This is a genomic window from Blastococcus haudaquaticus, assembly GCF_900230285.1.
In the GTDB taxonomy this organism is placed as follows: Bacteria; Actinomycetota; Actinomycetes; order Mycobacteriales; family Geodermatophilaceae; genus Blastococcus_B; species Blastococcus_B haudaquaticus.
The window spans coordinates 860,589-883,364 of record NZ_OCNK01000003.1; the positions used below are offsets into that span (position 1 = coordinate 860,589).

The 22,776-nt window shown below is 72.2% G+C and carries 24 protein-coding genes; 15 read left to right on the forward strand and 9 right to left on the reverse strand.

Annotated features, from left to right (window positions below; translation table 11 throughout):
* Positions 1-33: 33 nt before the first annotated feature.
* Genes CRP30_RS15635 through CRP30_RS15655 form a run of 5 tightly spaced genes read right to left on the reverse strand, consistent with a single transcriptional unit; the run spans position 34 to position 5,920 of the window.
* On the reverse strand, positions 34-1,362 hold the full coding sequence (locus tag CRP30_RS15635) for a M20/M25/M40 family metallo-hydrolase (RefSeq protein WP_097184827.1): 1,329 nt from the start codon (positions 1,360-1,362) through the stop codon (positions 34-36).
* 19 nt (positions 1,363-1,381) lie between these two features.
* Entirely contained in the window at positions 1,382-2,338 is a 957-nt protein-coding gene (locus tag CRP30_RS15640) for an ABC transporter permease (RefSeq protein ID WP_097184828.1), read from the reverse strand.
* Positions 2,335-3,330 (reverse strand): ABC transporter permease, encoded by a 996-nt coding sequence (locus CRP30_RS15645; RefSeq protein WP_097184829.1) that lies wholly within the window; start codon positions 3,328-3,330, stop codon positions 2,335-2,337. The genes CRP30_RS15640 and CRP30_RS15645 overlap by 4 nt, the downstream gene beginning before the upstream one ends.
* The gene (locus tag CRP30_RS15650) at positions 3,327-4,892 is read right to left on the reverse strand and encodes a sugar ABC transporter ATP-binding protein (RefSeq protein WP_097184830.1); all 1,566 of its coding nucleotides are present in this window, start codon (positions 4,890-4,892) and stop codon (positions 3,327-3,329) included. Before CRP30_RS15650 ends, CRP30_RS15645 begins: the two co-directional genes overlap by 4 nt.
* Before the next feature lie 5 nt (positions 4,893-4,897).
* On the reverse strand, positions 4,898-5,920 hold the full coding sequence (locus CRP30_RS15655; RefSeq protein ID WP_159961750.1) for an autoinducer 2 ABC transporter substrate-binding protein: 1,023 nt from the start codon (positions 5,918-5,920) through the stop codon (positions 4,898-4,900).
* A 173-nt stretch (positions 5,921-6,093) separates the two neighbouring features.
* On the opposite strand from CRP30_RS15655, the gene CRP30_RS15660 reads away from it, so the two are divergent.
* The 5 genes from CRP30_RS15660 (at position 6,094) to CRP30_RS15680 (ending at position 10,945) form a co-directional block, all read left to right on the forward strand.
* Positions 6,094-7,107 carry a LacI family DNA-binding transcriptional regulator gene (locus CRP30_RS15660; RefSeq protein ID WP_255407349.1) on the forward strand — a complete coding sequence of 338 codons (1,014 nt, stop codon included), beginning with the start codon at positions 6,094-6,096 and terminating at the stop codon, positions 7,105-7,107.
* Between the two features lie 298 nt (positions 7,108-7,405).
* Positions 7,406-7,666: a DUF4190 domain-containing protein gene (locus CRP30_RS15665; RefSeq protein WP_200814774.1), complete on the forward strand. Its 261-nt coding sequence runs from the start codon at positions 7,406-7,408 to the stop codon at positions 7,664-7,666.
* 301 nt (positions 7,667-7,967) lie between these two features.
* The gene (locus tag CRP30_RS15670; protein ID WP_097184833.1) at positions 7,968-9,467 is read left to right on the forward strand and encodes a class I adenylate-forming enzyme family protein; all 1,500 of its coding nucleotides are present in this window, start codon (positions 7,968-7,970) and stop codon (positions 9,465-9,467) included.
* A 23-nt stretch (positions 9,468-9,490) separates the two neighbouring features.
* On the forward strand, positions 9,491-10,471 hold the full coding sequence (locus CRP30_RS15675; RefSeq protein ID WP_097184834.1) for a phosphotriesterase family protein: 981 nt from the start codon (positions 9,491-9,493) through the stop codon (positions 10,469-10,471).
* A gap of 33 nt (positions 10,472-10,504) precedes the next feature.
* Positions 10,505-10,945, forward strand: a complete 441-nt coding sequence (locus tag CRP30_RS15680) for a hypothetical protein (RefSeq protein ID WP_097184835.1) — start codon at positions 10,505-10,507, stop codon at positions 10,943-10,945.
* A gap of 15 nt (positions 10,946-10,960) precedes the next feature.
* Here CRP30_RS15680 and CRP30_RS15685 read toward each other — a convergent pair whose 3' ends face one another.
* Positions 10,961-12,577 carry a helicase HerA-like domain-containing protein gene (locus tag CRP30_RS15685; RefSeq protein WP_235003445.1) on the reverse strand — a complete coding sequence of 539 codons (1,617 nt, stop codon included), beginning with the start codon at positions 12,575-12,577 and terminating at the stop codon, positions 10,961-10,963.
* 169 nt (positions 12,578-12,746) lie between these two features.
* On the opposite strand from CRP30_RS15685, the gene CRP30_RS15690 reads away from it, so the two are divergent.
* The gene (locus CRP30_RS15690) at positions 12,747-13,409 is read left to right on the forward strand and encodes a DUF4142 domain-containing protein (RefSeq protein WP_159961752.1); all 663 of its coding nucleotides are present in this window, start codon (positions 12,747-12,749) and stop codon (positions 13,407-13,409) included.
* 7 nt (positions 13,410-13,416) lie between these two features.
* On the forward strand, positions 13,417-14,073 hold the full coding sequence (locus tag CRP30_RS15695; RefSeq protein ID WP_097184836.1) for a class F sortase: 657 nt from the start codon (positions 13,417-13,419) through the stop codon (positions 14,071-14,073).
* Positions 14,074-14,089: 16 nt separating this feature from the next.
* On the opposite strand, the gene CRP30_RS15700 is transcribed toward CRP30_RS15695, so the two are convergent.
* Positions 14,090-15,037, reverse strand: coding sequence for a helix-turn-helix domain-containing protein (locus tag CRP30_RS15700; protein WP_097184837.1), 948 nt, complete (start codon positions 15,035-15,037; stop codon positions 14,090-14,092).
* Positions 15,038-15,229: 192 nt separating this feature from the next.
* Between CRP30_RS15700 and CRP30_RS15705 the strand changes: the two genes are divergently transcribed.
* From CRP30_RS15705 to CRP30_RS22810, 4 genes are read left to right on the forward strand one after another with little or no spacing between them, the layout of a single operon-like run.
* Complete coding sequence (locus tag CRP30_RS15705; protein ID WP_235003447.1) at positions 15,230-16,084, forward strand: alpha/beta fold hydrolase; 855 nt, start codon at positions 15,230-15,232, stop codon at positions 16,082-16,084.
* 13 nt (positions 16,085-16,097) lie between these two features.
* Positions 16,098-16,961, forward strand: a complete 864-nt coding sequence (locus CRP30_RS15710) for an alpha/beta hydrolase (protein ID WP_097184839.1) — start codon at positions 16,098-16,100, stop codon at positions 16,959-16,961.
* Positions 16,958-17,533 carry an MBL fold metallo-hydrolase gene (locus CRP30_RS15715; RefSeq protein ID WP_200814776.1) on the forward strand — a complete coding sequence of 192 codons (576 nt, stop codon included), beginning with the start codon at positions 16,958-16,960 and terminating at the stop codon, positions 17,531-17,533. The genes CRP30_RS15710 and CRP30_RS15715 overlap by 4 nt, the downstream gene beginning before the upstream one ends.
* Positions 17,470-17,748 (forward strand): MBL fold metallo-hydrolase, encoded by a 279-nt coding sequence (locus CRP30_RS22810; RefSeq protein WP_200814777.1) that lies wholly within the window; start codon positions 17,470-17,472, stop codon positions 17,746-17,748. The genes CRP30_RS15715 and CRP30_RS22810 overlap by 64 nt, the downstream gene beginning before the upstream one ends.
* Positions 17,749-17,790: 42 nt before the next feature.
* Here the strand turns inward: CRP30_RS22810 and CRP30_RS15720 are convergent, their stop codons facing one another.
* A complete protein-coding gene (locus CRP30_RS15720) occupies positions 17,791-18,027 on the reverse strand; it encodes a hypothetical protein (protein ID WP_097184840.1) in 237 nt (78 codons plus the stop codon).
* Positions 18,028-18,089: 62 nt separating this feature from the next.
* On the opposite strand from CRP30_RS15720, the gene cutA reads away from it, so the two are divergent.
* Both cutA and CRP30_RS15730 read left to right on the forward strand, forming a co-directional pair.
* Positions 18,090-18,416, forward strand: a complete 327-nt coding sequence (cutA, locus tag CRP30_RS15725; RefSeq protein WP_097184841.1) for a divalent-cation tolerance protein CutA — start codon at positions 18,090-18,092, stop codon at positions 18,414-18,416.
* Positions 18,417-18,546: 130 nt separating this feature from the next.
* Positions 18,547-20,310, forward strand: a complete 1,764-nt coding sequence (locus tag CRP30_RS15730; protein WP_235003448.1) for a putative bifunctional diguanylate cyclase/phosphodiesterase — start codon at positions 18,547-18,549, stop codon at positions 20,308-20,310.
* A 10-nt stretch (positions 20,311-20,320) separates the two neighbouring features.
* On the opposite strand, the gene CRP30_RS15735 is transcribed toward CRP30_RS15730, so the two are convergent.
* Positions 20,321-20,611 (reverse strand): DUF6343 family protein, encoded by a 291-nt coding sequence (locus CRP30_RS15735; protein ID WP_097184842.1) that lies wholly within the window; start codon positions 20,609-20,611, stop codon positions 20,321-20,323.
* 46 nt (positions 20,612-20,657) lie between these two features.
* Here CRP30_RS15735 and prfB point away from each other — a divergent pair, with 46 nt between their 5' ends.
* Entirely contained in the window at positions 20,658-21,770 is a 1,113-nt protein-coding gene (gene prfB / locus CRP30_RS15740; RefSeq protein ID WP_097184843.1) for a peptide chain release factor 2, read from the forward strand.
* A 269-nt stretch (positions 21,771-22,039) separates the two neighbouring features.
* Positions 22,040-22,729 carry a cell division ATP-binding protein FtsE gene (gene ftsE / locus CRP30_RS15745; protein ID WP_097184844.1) on the forward strand — a complete coding sequence of 230 codons (690 nt, stop codon included), beginning with the start codon at positions 22,040-22,042 and terminating at the stop codon, positions 22,727-22,729.
* The last annotated feature ends 47 nt before the right edge of the window (positions 22,730-22,776 follow it).

Here is a 22,776-nt window from a genome sequence, read left to right on the forward strand (position 1 = left end):
GCAGTGGTGGGGATGAAGAGGGGACGCGCGGGCTCAGCCGCAGATGTCGGCGATGGTCAGGGCGAAGACCTTCGTGGCGGCGAGGAGGTCGGCCTCCTCGACGTTCTCGTCGGCCTGGTGGGCGACACCCATGTGGCCCGGGCCGAAGTTGATCGTGGGGCTGCCCGAATCGATCATCAGGCCCATGTCGGTGTGCGACATGCAGCCCTGCAGGTCGCTGGCGATGCCGACCTCACGGGCGTGGGCGAGGGTGCGCTGCACGACGGCCTCGGTGTCGGGGGTCTCGCCGCAGTCGGCGTCGACGAGCCAGGTGATCGTCGGCGGGTTGGCCGTGAACCAGTCGTCGTCGGTGACGAAGGTGGTGAAGAGCTCCTCGAGCTCGGCCTTCACGACGCTGCCCAGCCCGTGGGCGTCCTTCTGGCCCGGCAGGTACTGGGCGTTGAACCGGATCGCGCAGCGGGAGGCGTAGGTGGTGGGGTACTCGCCGGCGTCGATCTGGGCGACGTGGATCTGGCACGGGATCGGCAGGTATCGGTGGTTCTTCACCGGGTCTGCGGCCCATTCGGCGTTCTTGGCCCGGATGGCGTCGAGCAGGCGGTGGCCGTAGGCGATCGCGTCGACGGCGCCGCCCTCCTGCCAGGGCTTCTTCTCCAGTTCGATGTGCCCGGCGCGGCCGTGCAGCACGACCTCGCCCCACAGGATTCCCCGGCACAGCGGCGCGATGTTGAGGTCGGTGGCCTCCGGGACGATCGTGCCCAGCGGCGCCACGTACCCGCGGTCGACGAGCGCGAGGGTGCCCATGCCGCCGGCCTCCTCGTCGGCGACCGAGGCGATGATCAGGTCGTTGCGCAGCCGGACACCGGCAGCCTTGAGCGCGGCGAGCCCACCGAGCGCCGCGGCCATGCCGCCCTTCATGTCGACCGTCCCGCGGCCGTAGATCTTCCCGTCCTTGCGGGCCCCGCCGAAGGGGTCCTCGGTCCACAGACTGCCGACGCTGACGACGTCGCAGTGGCCCTGGATCATGAAGGCGGGCGCGTCGGGGTCGGTGCCCTTGAAGCGGGCGACGACGTTGGGCCGGCCGGTGAAGTCGCGGCCCGGGTAGTAGCCCGGCCCGTCGGCCCGGTGGGCGAGTTCGTCGGCGCTGGGCTCCCAGACGTCGATCTCGTCGGCGCCCAGCTCCCGCAGCCGGCGTTCGAAGACGGCCTGCACGGGGGCCTCGCCGGAGATCTCCGCCGGGTCTCCGAACCACGGGTTGACGCTGGGAGTGCGGATGAGCTCCTGCAGCAGCTCGATCGTCGCCTCCTCGCCCGCTTCGACGGCAGCGAGGATCTGCTCGCGGGTGACGGTGGTGGGTGCGGTCATGGGAATGCCTTTCCGTGGGTCAGAGCGCGGGCTGCGCGGTCTGGGACCGCGAGCGCACGAGCATGGAGACGATGAGCACGGCCCCGAGCAGGCCGATCTGGTAGGTGCTGCCGACGCCGGCCAGCTGGAGGCCGGAGTTGAGGACGGCGACGAGCAGCAGCGCGAGGAAGGTTCCGGACAGCCGCCCGGTCCCGCCGGTGATCGCGGTGCCGCCGAGGACGGCGATGGTGATGGCCTGCAGCTCGAAGCCCGTGCCGGCGGTCGGCCGGGCGTTGAGCAGCCACGACGCCGTGACGATCGCGCCGACCGCCGCCAGCGTCGAGGCGATGACGTACAGCGAGAGGCGGATCCGCTTGACGTCCACCCCGACCAGGCCGGCGGCACGCTCGTTCGAGCCGACCTGGTAGACCCGCCGGCCGAAGACCGTGCGTTGCATGACGAAGGCGCCGATCACGAACGCGGGGATGAGCACGCAGAGCACCTGGAAGGGCACCCCGGCGATCGAGGTCTGGCCGATCGTCGAGAACCCCGCGCGGTCGAAGCCGTTGATGTCGACACCGTCGGACAGGACGTTCGCCGCCGACGAGAACAGATAGAGCGTGCCGAGGGTGACGATGAGCGGCGGCAGCTGGAGCCCGGTGATGAGGCCGCCGTTGACGAGCCCGAGCAGGGCGCCGACGACGAGGGTGAGCAGCGCGGCCAGCCAGGGGTTGAGCCCGCCGTTGACCGCGAGGAGCCCGAACACCACCGAGCACAGCGAGAGCGTCGAACCGATCGAGAGGTCGATGCCGCCGCCCCCGCCCAGAATCACCAGCGTCTGCCCCAACGCCAACAGCCCGATGACGGCGCTGTACTGCAGCAGACTCAGAAGGTTGCCGGTGTTGAGGAAGTACGGCGAGATGAGGCTCATGGCCACCATCGCGACGGCGATGAGCGCCAGCAGTACGACGCGTCGGTCGCGCAGGGCGGCGCTCACTCCGCCACACCCGAGCGCCGGCGCAGCAGCACGACCGCGCCGTTGACGCCCACGGCCAGCAGGATCACGCAGCCGACGAGCAGCCCGTTCCACAGTGACGGCACCCCGGCCAGGACGATGCCGTTCTCGAGCAGCGCGATGAAGACCACCCCTCCCAGGGTTCGCAGGACGGAACCTTCTCCGCCGAGGATCGAGGTGCCGCCGACGACGACCGAGGCGATGGCGAGCAGACTGAGTTCGCCCCCGCTGGATGCCTGGACGACGCCGACGCGCGCCAGGTACGTGCAGGCGGCGAGCCCCACGAGGAGCCCGAGGACGAGCGACCCGAGCAGGCGCACCCGCCGCACGTCGATGCCGGCCAGCCGGGCGGCCTCGACGTTCGACCCGATGGCGAACACCGACCGGCCAACGCGGGTGCCGACGAGCACGAGGTGCAGTGCCGCGTAGACGACCAGGACGACGAGGAGCATGAGCGGCACCCCGGCCGCCCGCTCGCTCCCGGACAGGAACGGCAGGACCGGACCGGAGAACACGTCGCGGCGGTTCCACAGCGCGAACAGCGCGGTCTGGAAGAGCGCGCTGGTGCCGAGGGTGGCGACGATCGACGGGATCGACAGCCGCGCCGTCAGCAAGCCATTCAGCAGCCCGAGCAGCGCACCCCCGATGAGCGCCACGATCAGCGTGAGGGCGCCCGGGGTCCCGCTGGACATCAGGGTGGCGAGGAACCACGAGATCAGGCCGACCGCGTATCCGGTGGACACGTCGATGCCGCCCATGAGGACGACCACCGTCAGGCCCGCGGCGATCAGCGCGATGTCGGCGGCGTTGACGGCCACGTTGACGAGGTTGTCGGCCGACAGGAACCGCGAGGAGAGCAGGGCGAAGACGATCACCTCCCCGATCAGCAGAGCCGGTAGGAGCAGGCTCTGCACCCTCTCCAGCGCGACGAGCGCCGGGCTGCGGGACGGGCCGGTGACGGTGACGGCGCTCATGCGGCCACCCCCGTCGCGGCGCGCAGGATCGCCTGCTCGGTGATCTGCTCGCCGGAGAGGCGGGCGGTGACCCGGCCCTCGTGCAGGACGGTGACGTCGTCGGCCAGGGTGAGCATCTCCGCCATCTCGCTGCTGATGACGAGCACGGCGGCCCCCGCCGCGGCCAGCTCGCGCACCCGTCGGTGGATCTCGCTCTTGGTCGCGACGTCGATGCCGCGGGTCGGCTCGTCGAGCATGAGCACGGTCGGCTCGGTGGCGACCAGTCGGGCGAGGAGGACCTTCTGCTGGTTCCCGCCGGACAGGGAGGTGATGGGGGCGCCCGACCCCTGCGCCTTGATCGCGAGGTCGTCGGACCAGCGCTTGACCAGGGCGGCCTCCCGGGCCCGGGAGAGCACGCCGAACCGGGTGAGCACGGCGAGCGAGGCGGCGGCGAGGTTCTCGCCGACGGTCATGTGCGGCAGCAGACCCTGCGTGCGCCGGTCCTCCGGCAGGTAGGCGATCCCGCGGGCCAGCGCGTCCCGGCTGGATCGGGGCCGGTAGGGGACGCCCCGATAGGTGACCTCCCCGGCGTCGATGCGGTGCTCGCCGAACAGGGCCATGGCCAGCTCGGTGCGCCCCGCGCCGACCAGGCCGTACAGCCCGCTGATCCACCCGGCCCGCACCTGCAGGTCGACTCCGGCGAACGCGCCGTGGGCGGTCAGCCCGTGGGCTTCGAGCATGACCGCGCCGCCGCCGTGCCCGCCGGTGGGGGCTTCGGTGGTGGACGTCTCGGCGACCAGGTGTCCCGCGCGGTCGACCTCGATCTCCCCGCTCGATCCCATCATCGCCAGCAGGGCCTCCCGGTCGGCCTCGTGCGTCTCCCCGGCGTTGCGGCCGTCGCGGAGCACGACGAATCGGTCGGCCACCCGCTCGAGCTCGTCGAAGCGGTGGGTGATGTAGCAGATGCCGGTGCCCTCGCCGGCCAGCTGGTCGACGAGGGCGAACAACCGGTCCGCCTCGGTGGCGGTGAGGATGGAGGTCGGCTCGTCGAGGATGAGCAGCTTCGCGCGCATGGAGATCGCGCGGGCGATGAGCACCTGCTGCTGGTCGGCCAGCGACAGGTCGCCCATCTTCCGGCCCAGCAGGCGGGCCGGCAGACCGAGCCGGTCGAGCAGTGCGCTCGCCTCGTCGCGCATCGCCCCTCGGTCGAGGCGCCCCCGGCGGGTGGGCTGCCGTCCCATCCACAGGTTCTCCAGGACCGACAGGTGCGGGAACCCGGAGGGCTCCTGGTAGACGATCGAGACGCCGGCGCGATTGGCGTCGTCCGGGGAACGCGGCGCGAACGGGGCGCCGTCGAGCGTAATGGACCCGGCGTCCGGGCTGTGGACGCCGGCGAGCACCTTCATCAGGGTCGATTTGCCGGCGCCGTTCTCGCCCATGATCGCCACCCGCTCACCGGCGGCGACGACGAGATCGACGTCGGAGAGGGCCCGGGTGGCCCCGAAGCGCTTGGTGATCCCGGAGGCCGTCAGCAGTGGTGGGGCACCACCACTGCTGACGACCGTCCCGGTGCGGTCGGTCATCGCGCTCAGAAGTCGTAGTCGGCGTAGTTCTCGGCGGTGAACACCGAGGGCTCGCCCAGCAGCAGGATCCCGGTGGCCTCGTCGTAGGTGACCGGCTCGTCCAGACCCGGCACCTCGTTCTCGGCGGCGAACTCGTTGCCCTCGACCAGCTGGGCGAGCGCCCAGACGGTCAGGTAGCCGAGGTCCTCGACGTTCCACAGCACGGTCGAGGTCATCGCGCCGCTCTCGAGGAAGGGAGCAGCGGTCTGAGGGGAGCCGAACCCGGTGACGGCGACGGTGCCGATCTTGTCCGCGGTGGTCACGGCCTGACCGACGCCGGGCACGGCCGTCGATGGCACGGCGATGATGCCCGCCAGGTCGGGGTAGGCGGTCATGAGGTTCTGGGCCTCTTCGAGGGCCTGCGCAGTGTCGGTGGTGTACCGGATGCCGCCGACCAGCTCCATGTCCGGGTACTCGGCCGCAGCTTGCGCCTCAGCGGCGTCGATCCAGGCGTTGAAGGTTGCCGAGTCGGCGCTGCCGGAGATGATCCCGTACTGCCCAGTACCGCCCGTCGCGTCGGCGAGCTGATCCATCACCGTGGCGCCGAGCTGCTCGTCGGAGGCCTGCGAGACGAACACCGAACGGTCGCTGTCGGGTGCGTCGGCGTCGGACGTGGCGATCTGCACGCCGTCGTCCTGCGCCCGAGTGATCGAGCTGTTGATCGAGGTCGGGTCCAGCGGGCTGATGGCGATCGCATCGAAGCCCTGGGAGACCAGGTTGTCGAGGATGCGTACCTGCTCGGTGGCGTCGACGGTGGCCGGGCCTGCCTGCTCGTACTCGACGCCGAACTCCTCGGCAGCGCGCTGGGCGCCTGCGTCGAAGCCGTTGAAGTAGGGGATGCCCTCGACCTGCGAGACGAAGGCGACCCGCGTTCCGCCGTCGTTGGCGGCGGCCGACTCACCCGTGGTGGAGGACTGGGTCTCCGAGCAGCCGGAGGCGAGGAGCACCGTGATGGCGAGGGAGGCGGTAGCAACGACGGACCTTTTCACGGTCACTCTCCTTGGGTGGTGCACCGCCCGAAAAGCTTGAGCCGTGCAATCGATTGCCGATGTCCCGGACGCTAGGGTGGTCCAGCGCTCGGGGTCAAGCAGCGGTCTGGCGTGGTAACAGGATGTTTACGTGCGGACGGAAAGGTAAGCGATTGCCTCAAGTCACCCTTGCGATGGTCGCCGAGGAGGCTGGCGTGTCCACCGCGACGGCCTCGCGCATCCTTTCCGGGGCCCGGGCGGGCAGTCCCGAGACGGCCGCCCGCGTGCGGACGGCGGCCCGGGACCTCGGCTACACCGGCAACTCCATCGCTCGTGCGCTGCGCCGGCGGACCACCGGAAACGTCGGCATGGTCGTGCCAAGCATCGGGAACCCGTTCTTCACGAGCCTGGTGGAGGAGGTGGAGCACCACCTCGCCGGGATGGGGCTGAACCTCTTCCTCTGCGACGCCCGCAATGACCCGGAGCTGGAGGCCGAGAGGCTCACCTCGCTGACCCGGGGCAACGTCGATGGCATCCTCATCAGCCCCGTGGACTCCGAGCGGAGCCGCGCCGCCCTGGAGGCGACCGCCGCCACGGTGCCGGTCGTACAGCTCGACCGCTTCGTCCGGGGAAGCGACGGCGACCGGGTGATCCTCGACGACGACCACGCGATCCGCCTCGTGGTCGAGCATCTGGCCGACGTCGGGGCGACGACGGCAGCCTTCGTCACCTCCACCGCGGGCAGCTCCTCGGCGCACCTGCGGCTGGCCGGCGTGCAGCGCTGGGGGCTCCAGTACGGGGTCTCGATCGCCCCTGATCATGTGCTGGACGGCGAGTTCACGCTGCTCTGGGGTGCGCGGGCCGCCGATCGGCTGCTGGCGACCGGGCCGCTGCCCGACGCCGTCATCTGTTCCGACGACCTGCTCGCGGTGGGCATGGTGATGCGCCTCGCGCAGCAAGGTGTGCACGCGCCGACCGACGTCCTCGTCTCGGGCTTCGACGACATCGACCTGGCATCGCTGACGGTCCCGTCGATCACCACTCTGCGCCAGCCCCGCGAGCGGATGGCGGCCGAGGCGGTCCGCCTCCTCGCGGCCCGCACGGCCGACCCGTCCCGAGCCGGCTCCACTGTGTCGCTGCAGGGCGTGCTCGTCGCACGGGCCAGCACCGCGCGGCGGCACGATGCAGCGCCGGCCGGGCCGTCCTGATCGCCGATCACGGGGGCGGGAAGGCTCGCCGCAGCTGGGACCGCGACGCGCTGCACTGCGCTGGACACGCCGAGGTGAACCGGGGCGCCGCGGACGGTGGAGATCGTCTCGCCGGCCACGTTCGAGCAGAGCGCGGAGGGTCTGGCCTGCACGTCGGCGGGGACCGCTACGTCGACGGCCGCTGACCCGTGTCCACCCGGCGGATGACGTAGGGTGCCGCGGCCTACGACTTTGGTCGTACCGGAGTCGGCACCTCCGGGCGATGTGGAGCACCCCTCGCGCCGGACACGCTCATGCCATGACCCACGTGCAGGGCTCCACCGTCCAGCTGGACCCGGACCGCGGCTTCCGCGGCGCCGCGGTCACGGACGTCATGGCGATCCTCGGCCTGGTCTTCGCCGTCGTCCTCTTCCCCCTCGGCATCGTCTTCAGCGCCCTCGGCCTCCGCAACACCCGACGCGACGGCACCCGCGGACGCGGCCTCGCCCTCGCCGGGATGACCGTGTCCCTCCTGGTGGCGGGGACCATCGTGCTGCTCGTGGCACTGACCGGCCTGTGAGCACCGAGGTGAGGGAACGAGGTCCCGCGGTGCCCTCGACCGTTCCTGACCCGGCGAGCGTCGTCGCCGCCCGCCAGCTCGCCGAGGAGGCGCACCAGCGCCGTCCGCACGTCCGCCGGTCCCGGCCTCTGAAGCTCCGGCCACTCCGTCCCCGACCGGGCCCGCCGGCCGGCACCGGAGCCGCCGGATAGCGACCGCCGGCGCCGTCGCGGTGCAACGCGTTGCGCCGCTCTGGACGCCCGACACCGACCACGCCACACTCCGCTGACCAGCACCGGACGACGACGTCACGGAGGTCGGCATGGCGTATCCGTTCGACCGCAGCGGCATCGAGACGGGCCCGGACGGAATCCGCCGGTACGCCAACCTCCCGCAGAACCTCCTGGCGCTCCTGAGATCGGCGGTCGACGGCCGGCCGGACGGCGAGGCGCTGGTCGAGCTCGGCGGCGAGCGGGTCACCTACCGGCAGCTGTGGGACCGCGCCGCCCGCGTCGCCGGCGGCCTGCGCGCGGCAGGCGTCCAGCCGGGGGACCGCGTCGCCAACCGCCTGCCCAACGGCAACGACTGGGTCTACGGGTTCTGGGGCACGCTGCTCGCCGGCGCCGTCGTCGTCCCGGTGAACACCCGCTTCGCCGAGCCCGAGGTCCGCTACGTCCTCGACGACTCCGGCGCCGCCTACGCCTTCGAGCCCGGACAGCCGCTGCCCGACGGCGATCCGCTCGAGACCACCGACCAGGGGCTCACCGACCTGGCCGCGATCTTCTACACGAGCGGCACGACCGGCTTCCCCAAGGGTGCGATGACCACCCACGAGAACTTCCTGTCCAACGTCGAGACCTGCCTGCGCTGCCTCGCCGTCGACCGGTCGGAGCCCGCGTCCACGCTCATCTCGGTGCCGCTGTTCCACGTCACCGGCTGCAACTCCCAGCTCCTGGTGGTCACGGCGCTGGCCGGGACGTCGGTGATCATGCCGGCGTTCGAGGTGCGGGCCTTCCTCCGCGCCATCCAGGACGAGCGCATCTCGCTGCTCACCACCGTGCCGGCGATCTACTGGCTGGCACTGCAGCAGCCGGACTTCGGCGACGTCGACACCTCGTCGGTCCGCTCCCTCAGCTACGGCGGCGCCCCCATCGCCCCCGACCTGGTGCACCGCATCCAGCAGGCGTTCCCCACCGCCCGGGTCGGCAACGGCTTCGGGCTCACCGAGACCGCGTCCGTCTCCACCTACCTGCCGCACGAGGACGCCGCCGAACACGCCGACACCGTGGGTTACCCCGCGCCGGTGGTCGACGTGCGGCTGGCCGACCCCGACCCGGTGAGCGGGGTGGGGGAGCTGCTCATCCGCGGCCCGAACGTCGTCCCCGGGTACTGGCGCAAGCCGGAGCAGACGGCGGAGACGTTCGTCGACGGCTGGCTGCACAGCGGCGACCTGGCCCGCATCGACGACGACGGACGCGTCTCGATCGTCGACCGCAAGAAGGACATGATCAACCGCGGCGGGGAGAACGTGTACTGCGTCGAGGTGGAGAACGCGCTGGCCGCCCACCCCGACGTGGGCGAGGTCGCCGTCATCGGCGTGCCCGACTCGATGATGGGCGAGAAGGTCGGCGCGGTGGTGGTGCCCCGGCCCGGCCGCACACCCGACGTCGCGGACCTGACCTCCTTCGCGGCCGAGCACCTGGCCGACTTCAAGGTGCCCCAGTACGTCGTCATCCGGTCCGAGCCGCTGCCCCGCAACCCCGGCGGCAAGGTGCTCAAGCCCTCCCTGCGCGAGCAGACCGACTGGCCCACCCAGCGCTGAGACCCGTCCACCGAAGGGAAGACATGCCCACCGTCGAGACCGTCCGAGGCCCGATCGACACCGCGGACCTGGGTCCCACGCTCATGCACGAGCACGTGTTCGTGCTCTCCACCGAGCACCTGCAGAACTACGGCGAGAACGACTGGTGGGACGAGGACGAGCGGGTCGCCGACGCGGTCGAGCAGCTGAACGCCCTCAAGGCGCTCGGCATCGACACGATCGTCGACCCCACGGTGTGGGGGCTGGGCCGCTACATCCCGCGCGTGCAGCGGGTGGCCGAGCACACCGACCTCAACATCATCGTGGCCACCGGCCTCTACACCTACGACGAGATCCCGCACCAGTACGAGCACCGCGGCCCGGGCCTGCTGCTCGACCTCCCGGTCGACCCGATGGTCACCGACTTCACCCGCGACATCCGCGACGGGATCGCCGGCACCGGGGTCAAGGCGGCGTTCCTCAAGTGCGTGGTGGAGGCCAAGGGCCTGACCCCGGGCGTGGAGCGCAACCTGCGCGCCTGCGCCGCCACCCACCGCGACACCGGCGCGCCGATCACCGTCCACACCTCCGTCGGCAACCAGGCCGGGCGAATGGCCCTGCAGGTGTTCCGCGACGAGGGCGTCGACCTCACCAAGGTCGTCATCGGCCACGCCGGCGACAGCAACGACCTCGACTACCTCTCCGAGCTGGCCGACGCCGGCTGCCTGCTCGGGATGGACCGCTTCGGTCTGGACATCTACAACCCGACGTCGTCGCGGGTGGACACCATCGTCGCCCTCGCCGAGCGCGGTTACGCCGACCGGATGGTGCTGGCCCACGACGCGAGCTGCTACATCGACTACTTCCCGGGCGCCGAGGCGCAGGCGGCCAAGCAGCAGATCGCGCCGAACTGGAACTACACGCACATCAGCACCGACGTGCTGCCCATGCTGCGCGAGCGGGGCATGACCGACGACCAGATCCGGCAGATGCTGGTGGAGGCCCCGCGGCGCTACTTCGAGTGACCGGGACGGCGCCCCGTCGGGGATCGTGTCGTCATGGCCCCGCCGCCGTCCGACCAGCCGTCCGGCGACCAACTGCCCGACGACCCGCCGCCCGGCCCCGAGTCGGCCGCGCTGGTGGCGGCCGGCGAGCCCGGTCCGCACAACGCCGTCACCGTCGCGGCCGTCTTCTGGACGGCGGTCACCGAACCCGACGGGCCGGACCTCGAGATCCTCGGCCTCGTCGTCACACCGGAGAGCTGGCAGTGGTGGGGCGACTTCGCCCGCGCCGCCCTCCTGCTGCCCGGCTGCGGCATGGCCTCCGAGGCGCAGCCCTCGGCCGACGACCCCGACGTCGTCTACCTGAGCTTCCTCCCCGAGGCGGGGGAGGGGGATGCCGTCATCGCGACGCTGGTCTGGCGTCCGGGGCTCGGCGGCTGGCGAGTGCACGCGCTCGGCGAGCGGGTGCGGCCGGACCACGTGCCGCACGACCGCTGACCCGGGCCGCCGGGCTCACCGGCGACGACGGGTGCCGAAGAGACCGCGGGTGAGCTCCCGGCCCAGCGCGGACGCGGCCGAGCGGGTGAAGGACCGGAAGGCCGACGAGCCGAGCACCTTCGCCACCAGGTCCTCCTCGGCCGGCTCCGGTGCCCGGCGGCGGGCACGGGACCGCGGCGTCGGCGGCGCGTCCGGGATCTCCGGCCACGGGTTCGGGAGTTCCGCCTCGGGAGCCGGCACCGGGGCGGGCGGTGGGGGAGCGAGCCGGGCGGCCAGCCGCTCGTAGGCAGAGTCGCGGTCCACCGGCTCGCCGTACTTCGGCCAGAGCGGCGAGGCGGCGACGGCCGCCGTCAGCACGGCCGGATCGACCGGTGCCATGAGTGACCGCGGGGCGCGCAGCATGGTCGCGGCGACGGGCGTGGGGGAGCCGCGCTCGGACAGCACGGTCACCGCGGCCTCGCCGGTGCCGAGCGACGTCAGCAGCTCCTCGAGGTCGTAGTCCTCGCTCTTCGGGAACGTGGACACCGTCTTGCGGAGGGCCTTCGCGTCCTCGGGGGTGAAGGTGCGCAGCGCGTGCTGCACGCGGTTGCCGAGCTGCCCCAGAACCGCGCTCGGCACGTCCGTCGGGTTCTGGGTGACGAAGAAGATGCCGACGCCCTTGGAGCGGATGAGCCGCACGGTCTGGGTCACCGACTCGAGGAACGCCTTGCTCGCGCCGCTGAACAGCAGGTGTGCCTCGTCGAAGAAGAAGACGAGCTTGGGCTTGTCCAGGTCGCCGACCTCGGGCAGCTCCTCGAACAGCTCGGCGAGCAGCCACATGAGGAAGGTCGAGAACAGCGCCGGCCGGTCCTGGACGGCGGCCAGCTCGACGGCGCTGATCACCCCCTGGCCGTCGGCGGTGGTCCGCATGATGTCGGCGGGCTCCCACTCCGGTTCCCCGAAGAAGACGTCCCCGCCGATCTCCTCCAGGCCGATGAGGTTGCGCAGGATGACGCCCGCGGTGGCCGGCGAGAGCCCGCCGAGGTTCTTCAGCTCCGGCTTGCCCTCGTCGCTGATCAGCCAGCTGACGACCGACCGCAGGTCCTTGAGGTCCAGCAGCGGCAACCCCGCGTCGTCGGCGTAGTGGAAGATCAGGCCGAGGGAGCTCTCCTGCGTCGGGTTGAGGTCGAGCACCTTGGACAGCAGCACCGGGCCGAAGCCGGTCATGGTGGCCCGCACCGGCACGCCGGGCCCGATCCCGCCCAGGGACAGGAACTCCACCGGGTAGCCGGTGGGCGTCCAGGCGTCACCTGTCTGCTCTGCCCGGGCGGCGACCCGCTCGCCGGTCGCGCCGGGCTGGGCCAGCCCGCTCAGGTCGCCCTTGATGTCGGCCAGGACCACCGGCACCCCGGCGGCCGACAGCTGCTCGGCCATCACCTGCAACGTCTTCGTCTTTCCCGTGCCCGTCGCGCCCGCGACGAGGCCGTGCCGGTTGAGCATCGCCAGCGGCAGCCGCACCCCAGCCGCGGGATCAGTCACACCGGCGTGCATCACCGACCCGAGCTCCAGGGCTCTGCCCGCGGTGGCGTAGGCGGCGGCGATGCGCGCCTGGACTCCGGCCCCTGCTCCGTCTGCTGCTCCCGGCTCGGTCACAGCGGGACCGTAGCGGCCGGCGCGGCTCCCGGCCGGGGACCGGTGCGACTTTCCATGGCGCGCCATGGAATGGCATGAGCCTCTCTGGCGTGGGGTAGGCCCGGGCGGCCAGCGAGGTGCCGGGAAACAGTCTGCGGTCTCGCTGCACCTCTCATCGGAGTTCTCCGGCATGCGCATGTTGTCCCGGCTCACCCTCGTCCCAGCGGCAGTGCTCGGCGCTGTCCTCCTCACCGCAGCACCCGCCCTCGCCGCGCCGTCCGAGCAGGACACCGCCTGGATGCAGCTGGCCCACCAGAGCAACCTCACCGAGATCGCCGCGGGTACTGCGGCTCAGCAGCAGGCGACCACCCAGGAGGTGAAGGACCTGGGCGCGATGTTCATCCAGATGCACACCGAGCTGGACACGGCGCTCACGCAGGCCGCCCAGCAGCTGGGGGTGCAGCTGCCGGCCGAGCCCAGCCCGGAGCAGAAGCAGCAGCTCGCCGCCGTCCAGGCCAACACGGGCCAGGCGTTCGACACCGCCTGGATCGCCCAGCAGATCGGCTCGCACAGCACCACGCTCGCGGCGACGCAGAAGGAGCTGGCGTCCGGTTCCGACGAGACGGTCCTGACCCTGGCGCGCACGTCCACGCCGGTGGTCCAGCAGCACCTCGTCGAGCTCCGGACGGTGGCCGCGAAGTACGGCGTCCCGACGTCGGTGCCCGGCGGCACCGGTGGCCAGGCCGCTGACGACGGCACGATGGGTCTCGGCTGGGGCCTCGCCGGTCTCGGCGCGGTGGCGATCGGCGCCGGCGCCTTCGGCCTGGTGCGCCGTCGCTCGACGGTTGCCTGACCGACGCATGACCGCCCCGCGACGCCGGACCCTCATCGGTCTGGTGGTCGCGGGGCTGCTGCTCGTCGGCTCGGGGCTGGCCCTGACCCTCGCCTCGCCCCGGGCCGACGCCCAGGCCTTCGGTCCACCGCCGGTTCCGCCGTCCCGGTCCGCGGACCGGCCGACCGCGAACCCGCCGGCGCCGGAACCCACTGATCCCGCACCGCTGCCCGAGGTGCCTGCCGCGCCGGTCGGGATCTCGCTCCCGCTGACCCCGGGTCCCGTTCCCCTGGTCCCCGTCGGCGTCCTCGACACCGGCGCCCTGCTGCTCCCCGAGCGGCCGTCCGTCCTGGGTTGGTACGCCGCGGGCGCGCTACCAGGCAGCCCGTCCGGCACCGTCGTCGTCGCCGGGCACGTCGACTCGGCCGAGTTCGGCGCCGGCCCCCTGGAGACCCTCCTCGAGGTCGGCATCGGGGACGCCGTCGAGCTGACCGACGCCGCGGGCGGCACCCACCGGTACGCGGTCGAGTCGCGGACCTCGTACCCGAAGTCGGCACTGCCGCGAGAGCTGTTCCGCGCCGACGGACCACCCCGCCTGGCCCTGGTCACCTGCGGCGGCGCCTTCGACGAGGGCACCGGCCAGTACGCCGACAACGTCGTCGTCCTCGCCGTGCCCGCGCACTGAGACCGGCTCCGGCCGCTCAGCGCGGCAGGTGCTGCCAGTCCCGCGGCGAGAGCCCGAAGGCCGCACGGAAACGTCGTGCGAAGTGGCTCGGGTCGGAGAAGCCGCAGGCCTGCGCCACCGAGGCGATGGCCCGTTGCCGGCCCGCCGGGGCGGCGAGGAGCGCGCGAGCCTCCTCCAGCCTCCGGCCGATGATCCACTGCTCCAGGCTCAGCCCCGCCTCCGCGCACGACCGGTAGAGCAGGCGGACCGAGACGTTGTGCGCCCGCGCGATCCGCTCCGGCGTCAGGTCGGGCTCGGCGAGGTGCTGCTGGGCGTAGACGAGCACCCGGCTCACCAGCGTCTCCGCCCGCACCTGTGGCCGGATCGCGACGTCGCCGGCGGCGGACACCAGAAGTGCCCGGACCAGCTCGGTCGTCGCCCGCCCCAGGGATGCCGCACCCGGGTCCAGGGACAGCTGCTCGGCCCGGTCGGCCAGCCGTTGCAGGTGGGCGCGCACGAGCCCGTGCAGTGGGCTCGCCCGAAGGCGGGGACCCGCTCGCCGCACGACGTCTACCGGCAGTGCCAGGTGCTCGTACGGGATCTGGAAGGCGCGCGACCCGCCCCAGCCGCCCCAGGAGAAGGCGTAGGGGCCGGTCAGGTCGCTCAGCATCAGCGAGTCGTCCCGGACGGCGGACTCGGCGTCGAACTGGCTGAACCGGCCCACCCCACTGGCCTGGAAGGCGAGCGCGACGACCGGCGTCGCCTCCATGCGCAGGTGACGTGACGTGCGCAGCAGCCGGAAGCCGGTCGAGTCCGCCGTGAACAGGTTGGCGGAGCCGAACTCCCACAGGTGCATGCGTGCCCGGACCCCGCCGGACGGGTCCTCGTGGTCGATGCGGCAGGGCACCGAGGCCTCGCCCATGGCGGCGCGGAAGGCGTCGACGCGCTCGGCGCGCGGTACGGCCGCGGTGTCGAGGAGGAGCATCCGGCCTTCCTGGAGTCGGGGGCAGGCGCGGCAGTGGTGCGCAGGTCGGGCCGCTGACGCCGCCGAGCGTGGCAGAGGCCGTCGCCACGCGGAACGTCCCGACGCGCGAAACCTGCGTGCAGCGTGGGTCCGGAACCGTGCAGCGACAGCACATAGGCACCGGTCCCGCGCTGCCAGGCTCCGTCCATACGGATGCACGGACAACTGATCCACGCGGAGAGCGGCATGGGCCTCGTCACCACCCCGGACGGCACCGACATCTTCTACAAGGACTGGGGGAGCGGTCAGCCCGTCGTCTTCAGCCACGGCTGGCCGCTCAACGCGGACGCCTGGGACGGCTCGGCGCACGTCATGGCCTCGAACGGCTTCCGGACGATCGCCCACGACCGGCGTGGTCACGGGCGGTCGAGCCAGACGTGGCACGGCCACGACATGGACACCTACGCCGACGACCTCGCCGCGCTGATCGACTCCCTCGACCTGCACGACGTGATCCTCGTCGGGCACTCCACGGGCGGCGGCGAGGTGACCCGGTACCTCGGCCGGCACGGCACCGGGCGGGTGGCCAAGGCCGTGCTGCTGGGAGCGGTCCCGCCGCTGATGCTCCGCACCGATGCCAACCCGGAGGGGCTGCCGATCGCGGCCTTCGACGCCATCCGCGCGGGGGTGACCGGCGACCGCTCGCAGTTCTACAAGGACCTCGCCGTCCCCTTCTACGGCATGAACCGTGAGGGGGCGCAGATCTCGCAGGGCGTCGTCGACGCGTTCTGGCTGTGGAGCATGCAGGTCGGGCTGAAGGGCGCCCTGGACTGCATCCGCGCCTTCTCCGAGACCGACTTCACCGACGACCTGCGCCAGATCGACGTGCCGGTGCTGGTCGCCCACGGCGACGACGACCAGATCGTCCCGTTCCTCGCCTCGGCACCGAAGACGGCCGATCTGCTCAAGGACGCGCAGCTGAAGGTCTACCCCGGGGCGCCGCACGGCTTCACCGGGGCGCTCGAACAGGAGTTCACCGCTGACCTGCTCGCCTTCGCGCGGGCCTGAGAGGAACGCAGAGATGACCCCCGTCCCCACCCCCCGCCCCTCGCAGACTCCGCCTCCCGGTGGTCCCGACACCATCGTCCTGGTGCACGGGTTCTGGGTCACCCCCCGCAGCTGGGAGGACTGGAAGGCGCACTACGAGGCCAAGGGCTACCGCGTCCTGACCCCCGCCTACCCCGGTTTCGAGGTCGAGGTCGAGGCGCTCAACGCCGACCCGACGGTCATCGCGGAGCTCACGCTGCCGACGATCGTCGACCACTACGCGGCTGTGATCGAGGAGCTGGACACGCCGCCGATCATCATCGGCCACTCCGCAGGCGGGACGCTGACGCAACTGCTCCTCGACCGCGGGTACGGCGCCGTCGGTGTCACCCTCAACTCGGCGCCGACCGAGGGCGTGCGGGTGCTGCCGCTGTCGCAGCTCAAGTCGACGTTCACCGCCTTCAAGAACCCGGCCAACCGGCACCGCGAGGTCCCGCTGACCGAGGCGCAGTGGCACTACGCCTTCACCAACACGTTCAGCGAGGAGGAGTCGCGGCGGCTCTACCAGCGGTACGCGATCCCGGCCCCGGGCCGGATCATCTGGAGCGGGGTGCTGGCCAACTTCATGCCCGGCCCACAGGACGCGCACGTCGACTACGCCAAGCCCGACCGCGTCCCGTTGCTGTTCATCTCCGGCGGCGAGGACCACATCATGCCGCCGAGCGTGCAGCGCTCGAACGCCAAGCACTACACGACGGGCGTCGTCGAACTGGAGGAGTACCCGGGGTACGCGCACCTGCTGCCGGCGCAGGAGGGCTGGCAGGCGATCGCCGACCACGCCCTGGAGTGGGCGCTGGCCCACGCGGTGACCCGGAAGCAGGAGGCCGGCCAGCAGTGAAGGACGTCCGGCTCACCCACATCGGCGGGCCGACGGTCCTCATCGAGGTGCACGGCTGGCGGCTGCTGGTCGACCCGACGTTCGACGCCCCCGGACGGAGGTACGCCTTCGGCTGGGGGACGTCGTCCCGGAAGGTCACCGGACCCGCCGTCCCGGCCGCCGCCGTGCTGCCCGTCGACGCGGTGCTGCTCAGCCACGACCACCACGCCGACAACCTGGACGACGCCGGTCGCGCCCTGCTCCCGCGGACCGGCGCCGTCGTCACGACCGAGGCCGGAGCGCGGCGCCTGGGCGGAGCGGCCCGCGGGCTGCGTCCCTGGGGGACGACGGAGCTGACGGCTCCCGGGAGACCGACCATCGAGGTGACCGCGACGCCCGCCCGGCACGGTCCGCCGTTGAGCCGGCCGGTGGCCGGCGCGGTCGTCGGCTTCGCGCTGCGCTGGGACGGCCTGGACGACGGCGTCCTGTGGATCTCCGGGACACCGTGCTCTTCGGCGGCGTGCGCGAGGTGGCTGACCGGTTCGACGTCGACACCGCGTTGCTGCACCTGGGCGGGGTCCGCTTCCCGGTGACCGGGCCGCTGCGCTACTCGATGACCGCGGGCCAGGCGGTCGAGCTGTGCCGGGTGCTGCGGCCGCGGACGGCGATCCCGGTCCACTACGAGGGCTGGTCGCACTTCCGCCAGGGCCGCGACGCGATCGAGGCCGAGTTCGCCCGCGCGCCGGCCGACGTCCGTGCGCGCCTGCGCTGGCTACCGCTGGGAGAGGCGGTGCAGCTCGCGGCGTGATGCGGTGGGGTGGGCGCGCGCGGCCCACCCCACCGGGCCCCGTCAGCCGCCGCGCTCGACCTCTGCCTGCACCACACCGCGGAGGGCGGTCAGCAGCGCCCCGTCCGACGTGTCGCCGCGGTCGAGCGCCTGGCGGGCCGGCTCGGGCAGCAGCGAGAGGTCGACGGTGTCGAGCCACGCCACGTCGTCGCCGTTGCGCCGCCCCACCTGCAGCCCCTCGCCGTCCCTGCGCAGGACGTACTTCTCGCTGTCGATGCTGATCGTCATGTCGTCGCTCATGGCGGGCCCCTACCCGCGAGGACGGCCGTTCCACGCCCCGATGCCGGGGCGATGATGACGCCGTGGACGAGGAGTGCTGCGAGGTCGTGGTCACCGCCGCCGACGCCGACTGGCTGGCCGGCTTCACCCGCACCCTGGTCGAGGAACGGCTGGCCGCGTGCGGCCACCAGCTCGCCGCCATCCGCTCGGTCTACCGGTGGGAGGGCGCAGTGCACGAGGAGCCCGAGGCCCGGGTGGCGCTGCACACCCGCCGCTCGCTGGTGCCCGCGGTCGTGGCCCGCACCGGGGAGCTGCACCCCTACGAGGTGCCGTGCGTGATCGCGCTGCCGCTGGTGGACGGGAACCCGGCGTACCTGCGCTGGGTGGTCCAGGAGACGCGCGAGCCCTGACGGGCCGGTGGGCGGCCTCACCCTTTGGGGCCGGTCCGGCCGGCGGGGCCTGTGGCTCCGGTCACCGCTGCCGATGGATACCGGGACGAGGGCACCACGGACGGTGGCCCTCCCGGAGCAGGGTGGTGACGTGGAAGTAGCACGCAAGCGCTTCGAGCTGCCCCCTGACGTGCGCCACCAGCGGGACGCCGACCTGGACGCCGCGCTCCTGCACACCGTGCTCGACGCGCTGCCCTCGCCCACGGTCCTGCTCGACCCCGACGGCATCATCGCCATGACCAACCGGGTGTGGGTCACCTCCGGTGAGGAGCACGGCACGATCATCCCGCCGGGCGCGGACTACTACGCGGCGGCGACCGCGGTGCACGGGGACGCCGAGGGACATGCGCTGGTCCGGTCCCTCCGGACACTGGCGCGGGGCGAGTGCGACGCCGTCGCGGTGGACCGCGAGGTGCCCAGTCCGAGCGACGAGAAGCCGCGCTGGTACCACGTGCAGGCCTCGCGGGTGGGCATCTACGGCCACGTCGTGGTCACCCACACCGACGTGACGGCCCGCGTCCTCGCCGAGCGCACCTCGCTCTGGCGGGCCCGGCACGACCACCTCACCGGGCTGCCCAACCGCGCCCACCTGCACGAGCTCATCGACGAGGAGCTGGGGCGGGGCGACCAGGCCCCCGTGGCCGTGCTCTTCCTGGACGTCGACGGGTTCAAGGACGTCAACGACTCCCTCGGGCACGACGTCGGCGACGACCTGCTGCGGCAGCTCGCCGCTCGGCTCGCCGAGTGCACCCGTGCCGGCGACACAGTCGGGCGGCTCGGCGGTGACGAGTTCGTCGTCATCGGCCGGGATTGCGACGAGGACGGGGCACTGGCCCTGGCCCAGCGGTTCCACGACTCGTTCGACCGTCCCTTCGACCTGGCCGGCCGCACCGCCCGGCTGACCGCCAGCATCGGCGTGGCCACCACGGACGGTTCGGGTACCTGCGTCCGGTCGACCGACCTGGTCCGCGACGCCGACCTGGCGATGTACGCGGCGAAGGCCGCGGGCCGCAACCGCGTCGAGGTGTTCACCCCCGACCTGCGGACGGCGGCCGAGCAGCGGGCGACGCTCGCCGGTGAGCTGCTGCTCGCCATCGAACGCGACGAGCTCGTCCTGCACTACCAGCCGGTGATGGGCCTGCCGTCGCGCCGGTGCACCGGCGTCGAGGCGCTGGTCCGCTGGCAGCACCCCGAGCGCGGTCTCCTGTACCCCGGTGACTTCCTGCCGACGGCGCGGCAGCACGACCTCATGACGCCGCTGGCCCGCTGGGTCCTGCGCGAGGCGACGCGGCAGACGGCCGCCTGGCGGGACGCCGGGCTGGTGCTGGTCACCGGCGTCAACATCAACGCGACCCACTTCACCTCGGGCACGCTCGTCGACGACGTCATGGGCGCTCTGGCCGACGCCGGGCTCGACGCGTGCCAGCTGGTCGTGGAGCTCACCGAGACCTCCGTCGCCGACGATCCCGAACGGGCCGCGGCCCAGTTCGCGGAGCTGCGCACGCGCGGCGTCGAGGTCTCCATCGACGACTTCGGCAGCGGCTTCTCCTCGATCGGCCAGCTGGTCAACATGCCGGCGGGGGTCCTGAAGATCGACCGGAGCCTGGTCGCCTTCACCGAGGGCCGGCGCCGGCAGACGGCCGCAGCCATCGCGGCCGTCGTCGCCCTGGGACAGGCCTGCGGCATCCGCAGCCTGGCCGAGGGCGTGGAGACCGCCGAGCAGCTGGACCTCGCGGAGTCGCTCGGCTGCAGCTTCGCCCAGGGCTACCACATCGCGCGGCCCATGCCGGCCGGCGAGCTGCCGAGCTGGATCGCCGCACACCCGCCGGCCACGATCCCCGTCGCACTGGTCTGAGGGGGACTGCTCAGCCGGGCTCGCCCCGCGCCTTGCGGCGCAGGATCACCGCGATGTCCACGACGGCGACGGCGCCGAGCACGAGGAGCGCGATCCCGGGCCAGGCCGGCAGCTCATCGACCGCCAGCCAGCCCAGGCCGCCGCCGACGCAGACGACCAGCCCGAAGACGGCCAGGACGAGCCGGAGGGTGAGCGCCGACCGGGCCGGCGCGGCTCCGCCGAAGCCGGCGGTGGGGTCGTGGTGGTCGGGCAGGCCGCGTTCGTAGTCCGCCCGGGATCGTCGTCGGCGGGGCTCGCTCATGCCATGGATGCCTACCCCCGCGCCGGGCGCACTACCCTGGCTAGACGTGGCTGCCGACTTCTCCGTCGTACTCGACGAGCTCAACACGACCCTGGAGTCGATCGAGGCCGTCCTGCGCATCGACGACATGCGCAACGAGATCGCCGACCTGGAGCAGCAGTCCGCCGCGCCGGACCTCTGGAACGACGTCGAGGCCGCGCAGGCCCTGACCTCGCGCCTCTCCTTCCTGCAGGGCACGCTGCGCCGGGTCGAGGAGCTGCGCAGCCGGCTGGACGACGTCGGCCTCATGCACGAGATGGCCGCGGAGGAGAACGACGAGGCCACGATCGCCGAGACCGAGCGCGAACTCGTGAGCATCCGCTCGGTCATCGACGAGCTCGAGGTCCGCACGCTGCTCAACGGCGAGTACGACTCGCGCGAGGCCCTGGTAACGATCCGCTCGGAGGCCGGTGGCGTGGACGCCGCCGACTTCGCCGAGATGCTCATGCGCATGTACCTGCGCTGGGCCGAGCGCCACAAGTACCCGACCGAGGTCTACGACGTCAGCTACGCCGAGGAGGCCGGCATCAAGTCGGCCACCTTCGCGGTCAAGGTGCCGTACGCCTACGGGACCCTCTCGGTGGAGCAGGGCACCCACCGCCTGGTCCGCATCTCCCCGTTCGACAACCAGGGCCGCCGGCAGACCTCCTTCGCCGGCGTCGAGGTGCTGCCCGTCGTGGAGCAGACCGACCACGTCGACATCCCCGAGAACGAGATCCGGGTCGACGTCTTCCGCTCGTCGGGACCGGGTGGCCAGAGCGTCAACACCACCGACTCCGCCGTCCGGATGACGCACATCCCGACCGGCATCGTCGTCTCCTGCCAGAACGAGAAGTCGCAGATCCAGAACCGGGCCGCGGCGCTGCGGGTGCTCCAGGCCCGGCTGCTCGTCGTCCGCCAGGCCGAGCAGCGCGCCGAGATGGACGCGCTCAAGGGGGAGGGGAGCAGCTGGGGGAACCAGATGCGCTCCTACGTCCTGCACCCCTACCAGATGGTCAAGGACCTGCGGACCGACGTGGAGACCGGCAACCCGGCCGACGTGCTGGACGGCGGCATCGACTCCTTCATCGAGGCCGGCATCCGCTGGCGCCGTCAGCAGGAGACCGTCGACGCCGGCTGACAGCCTCGGGAGCATCGCAGCGAAGAACGAGCGAGGAGCGGACCCAGGCGCGGAAGCCGGCCAGTGTCATCGCCCCCTGACGCGGACGTCGGCGATGCCGGCACGTGGGTCCTTTCACACGGAACGGGCCGATCCGGAGCCGGACGCAACCGTCCGTGACGGGTGACCGGGGCGTTCGCGGGAGCCGGTGACTCAGCGCGAGAACGAGTCCCGCGCGTTCTCCCGAGAACGGGGCCCCGGCACAGCCGGGGCAGGTACCGTGGCGCCTCGTGATCGAACTGCAACACGTCACCAAGCTCTACCCGGCCAGTGGCCGGCCGGCTCTCGACGACGTGTCCACCGAGATCGACAAGGGCGAGTTCGTCTTCCTCATCGGGTCCTCCGGTTCCGGGAAGTCGACGTTCCTCCGGCTGCTGCTGAAGGAGGACACCCCCACCTCGGGCACGATCAGCGTGAACGGCAAGGTCCTGAACACGATGAGCAAGTGGCAGGTGCCCAAGCTGCGCCGGACCATGGGCTGCGTCTTCCAGGACTTCCGCCTGCTCCGCGACCGCACGGTGGCCCAGAACGTCGCCTTCGCGCTCGAGGTGATCAACAAGCCCACGCGCACGATCAAGCGGGTCGTGCCCGAGGTGCTGGAGATGGTCGGCCTCGAGGGCAAGGCCCAGCGGCTGCCCAGTGAGCTCTCCGGTGGTGAGCAGCAGCGGGTGGCCATCGCCCGCGCGTTCGTCAACCGGCCGCTGGTGCTGCTCGCCGACGAGCCGACGGGAAACCTCGACCCGGAGACCAGCGAGGGCATCATGCTGCTGCTCGAGCGCATCAACCGCACCGGCACCACGGTGATCATGGCGACGCACGACTACCACATCGTCGACTCCATGCGCCGTCGCGTGATCGAGCTCAACGGGGGAGTGCTGACCCGCGACCAGTCGCGCGGCGTCTACGGGGTCGGCCGCTAGCCGCGCGGCTGCTGTGCCGTCAGGCCACGTGCCGCTGACCGTCCCGT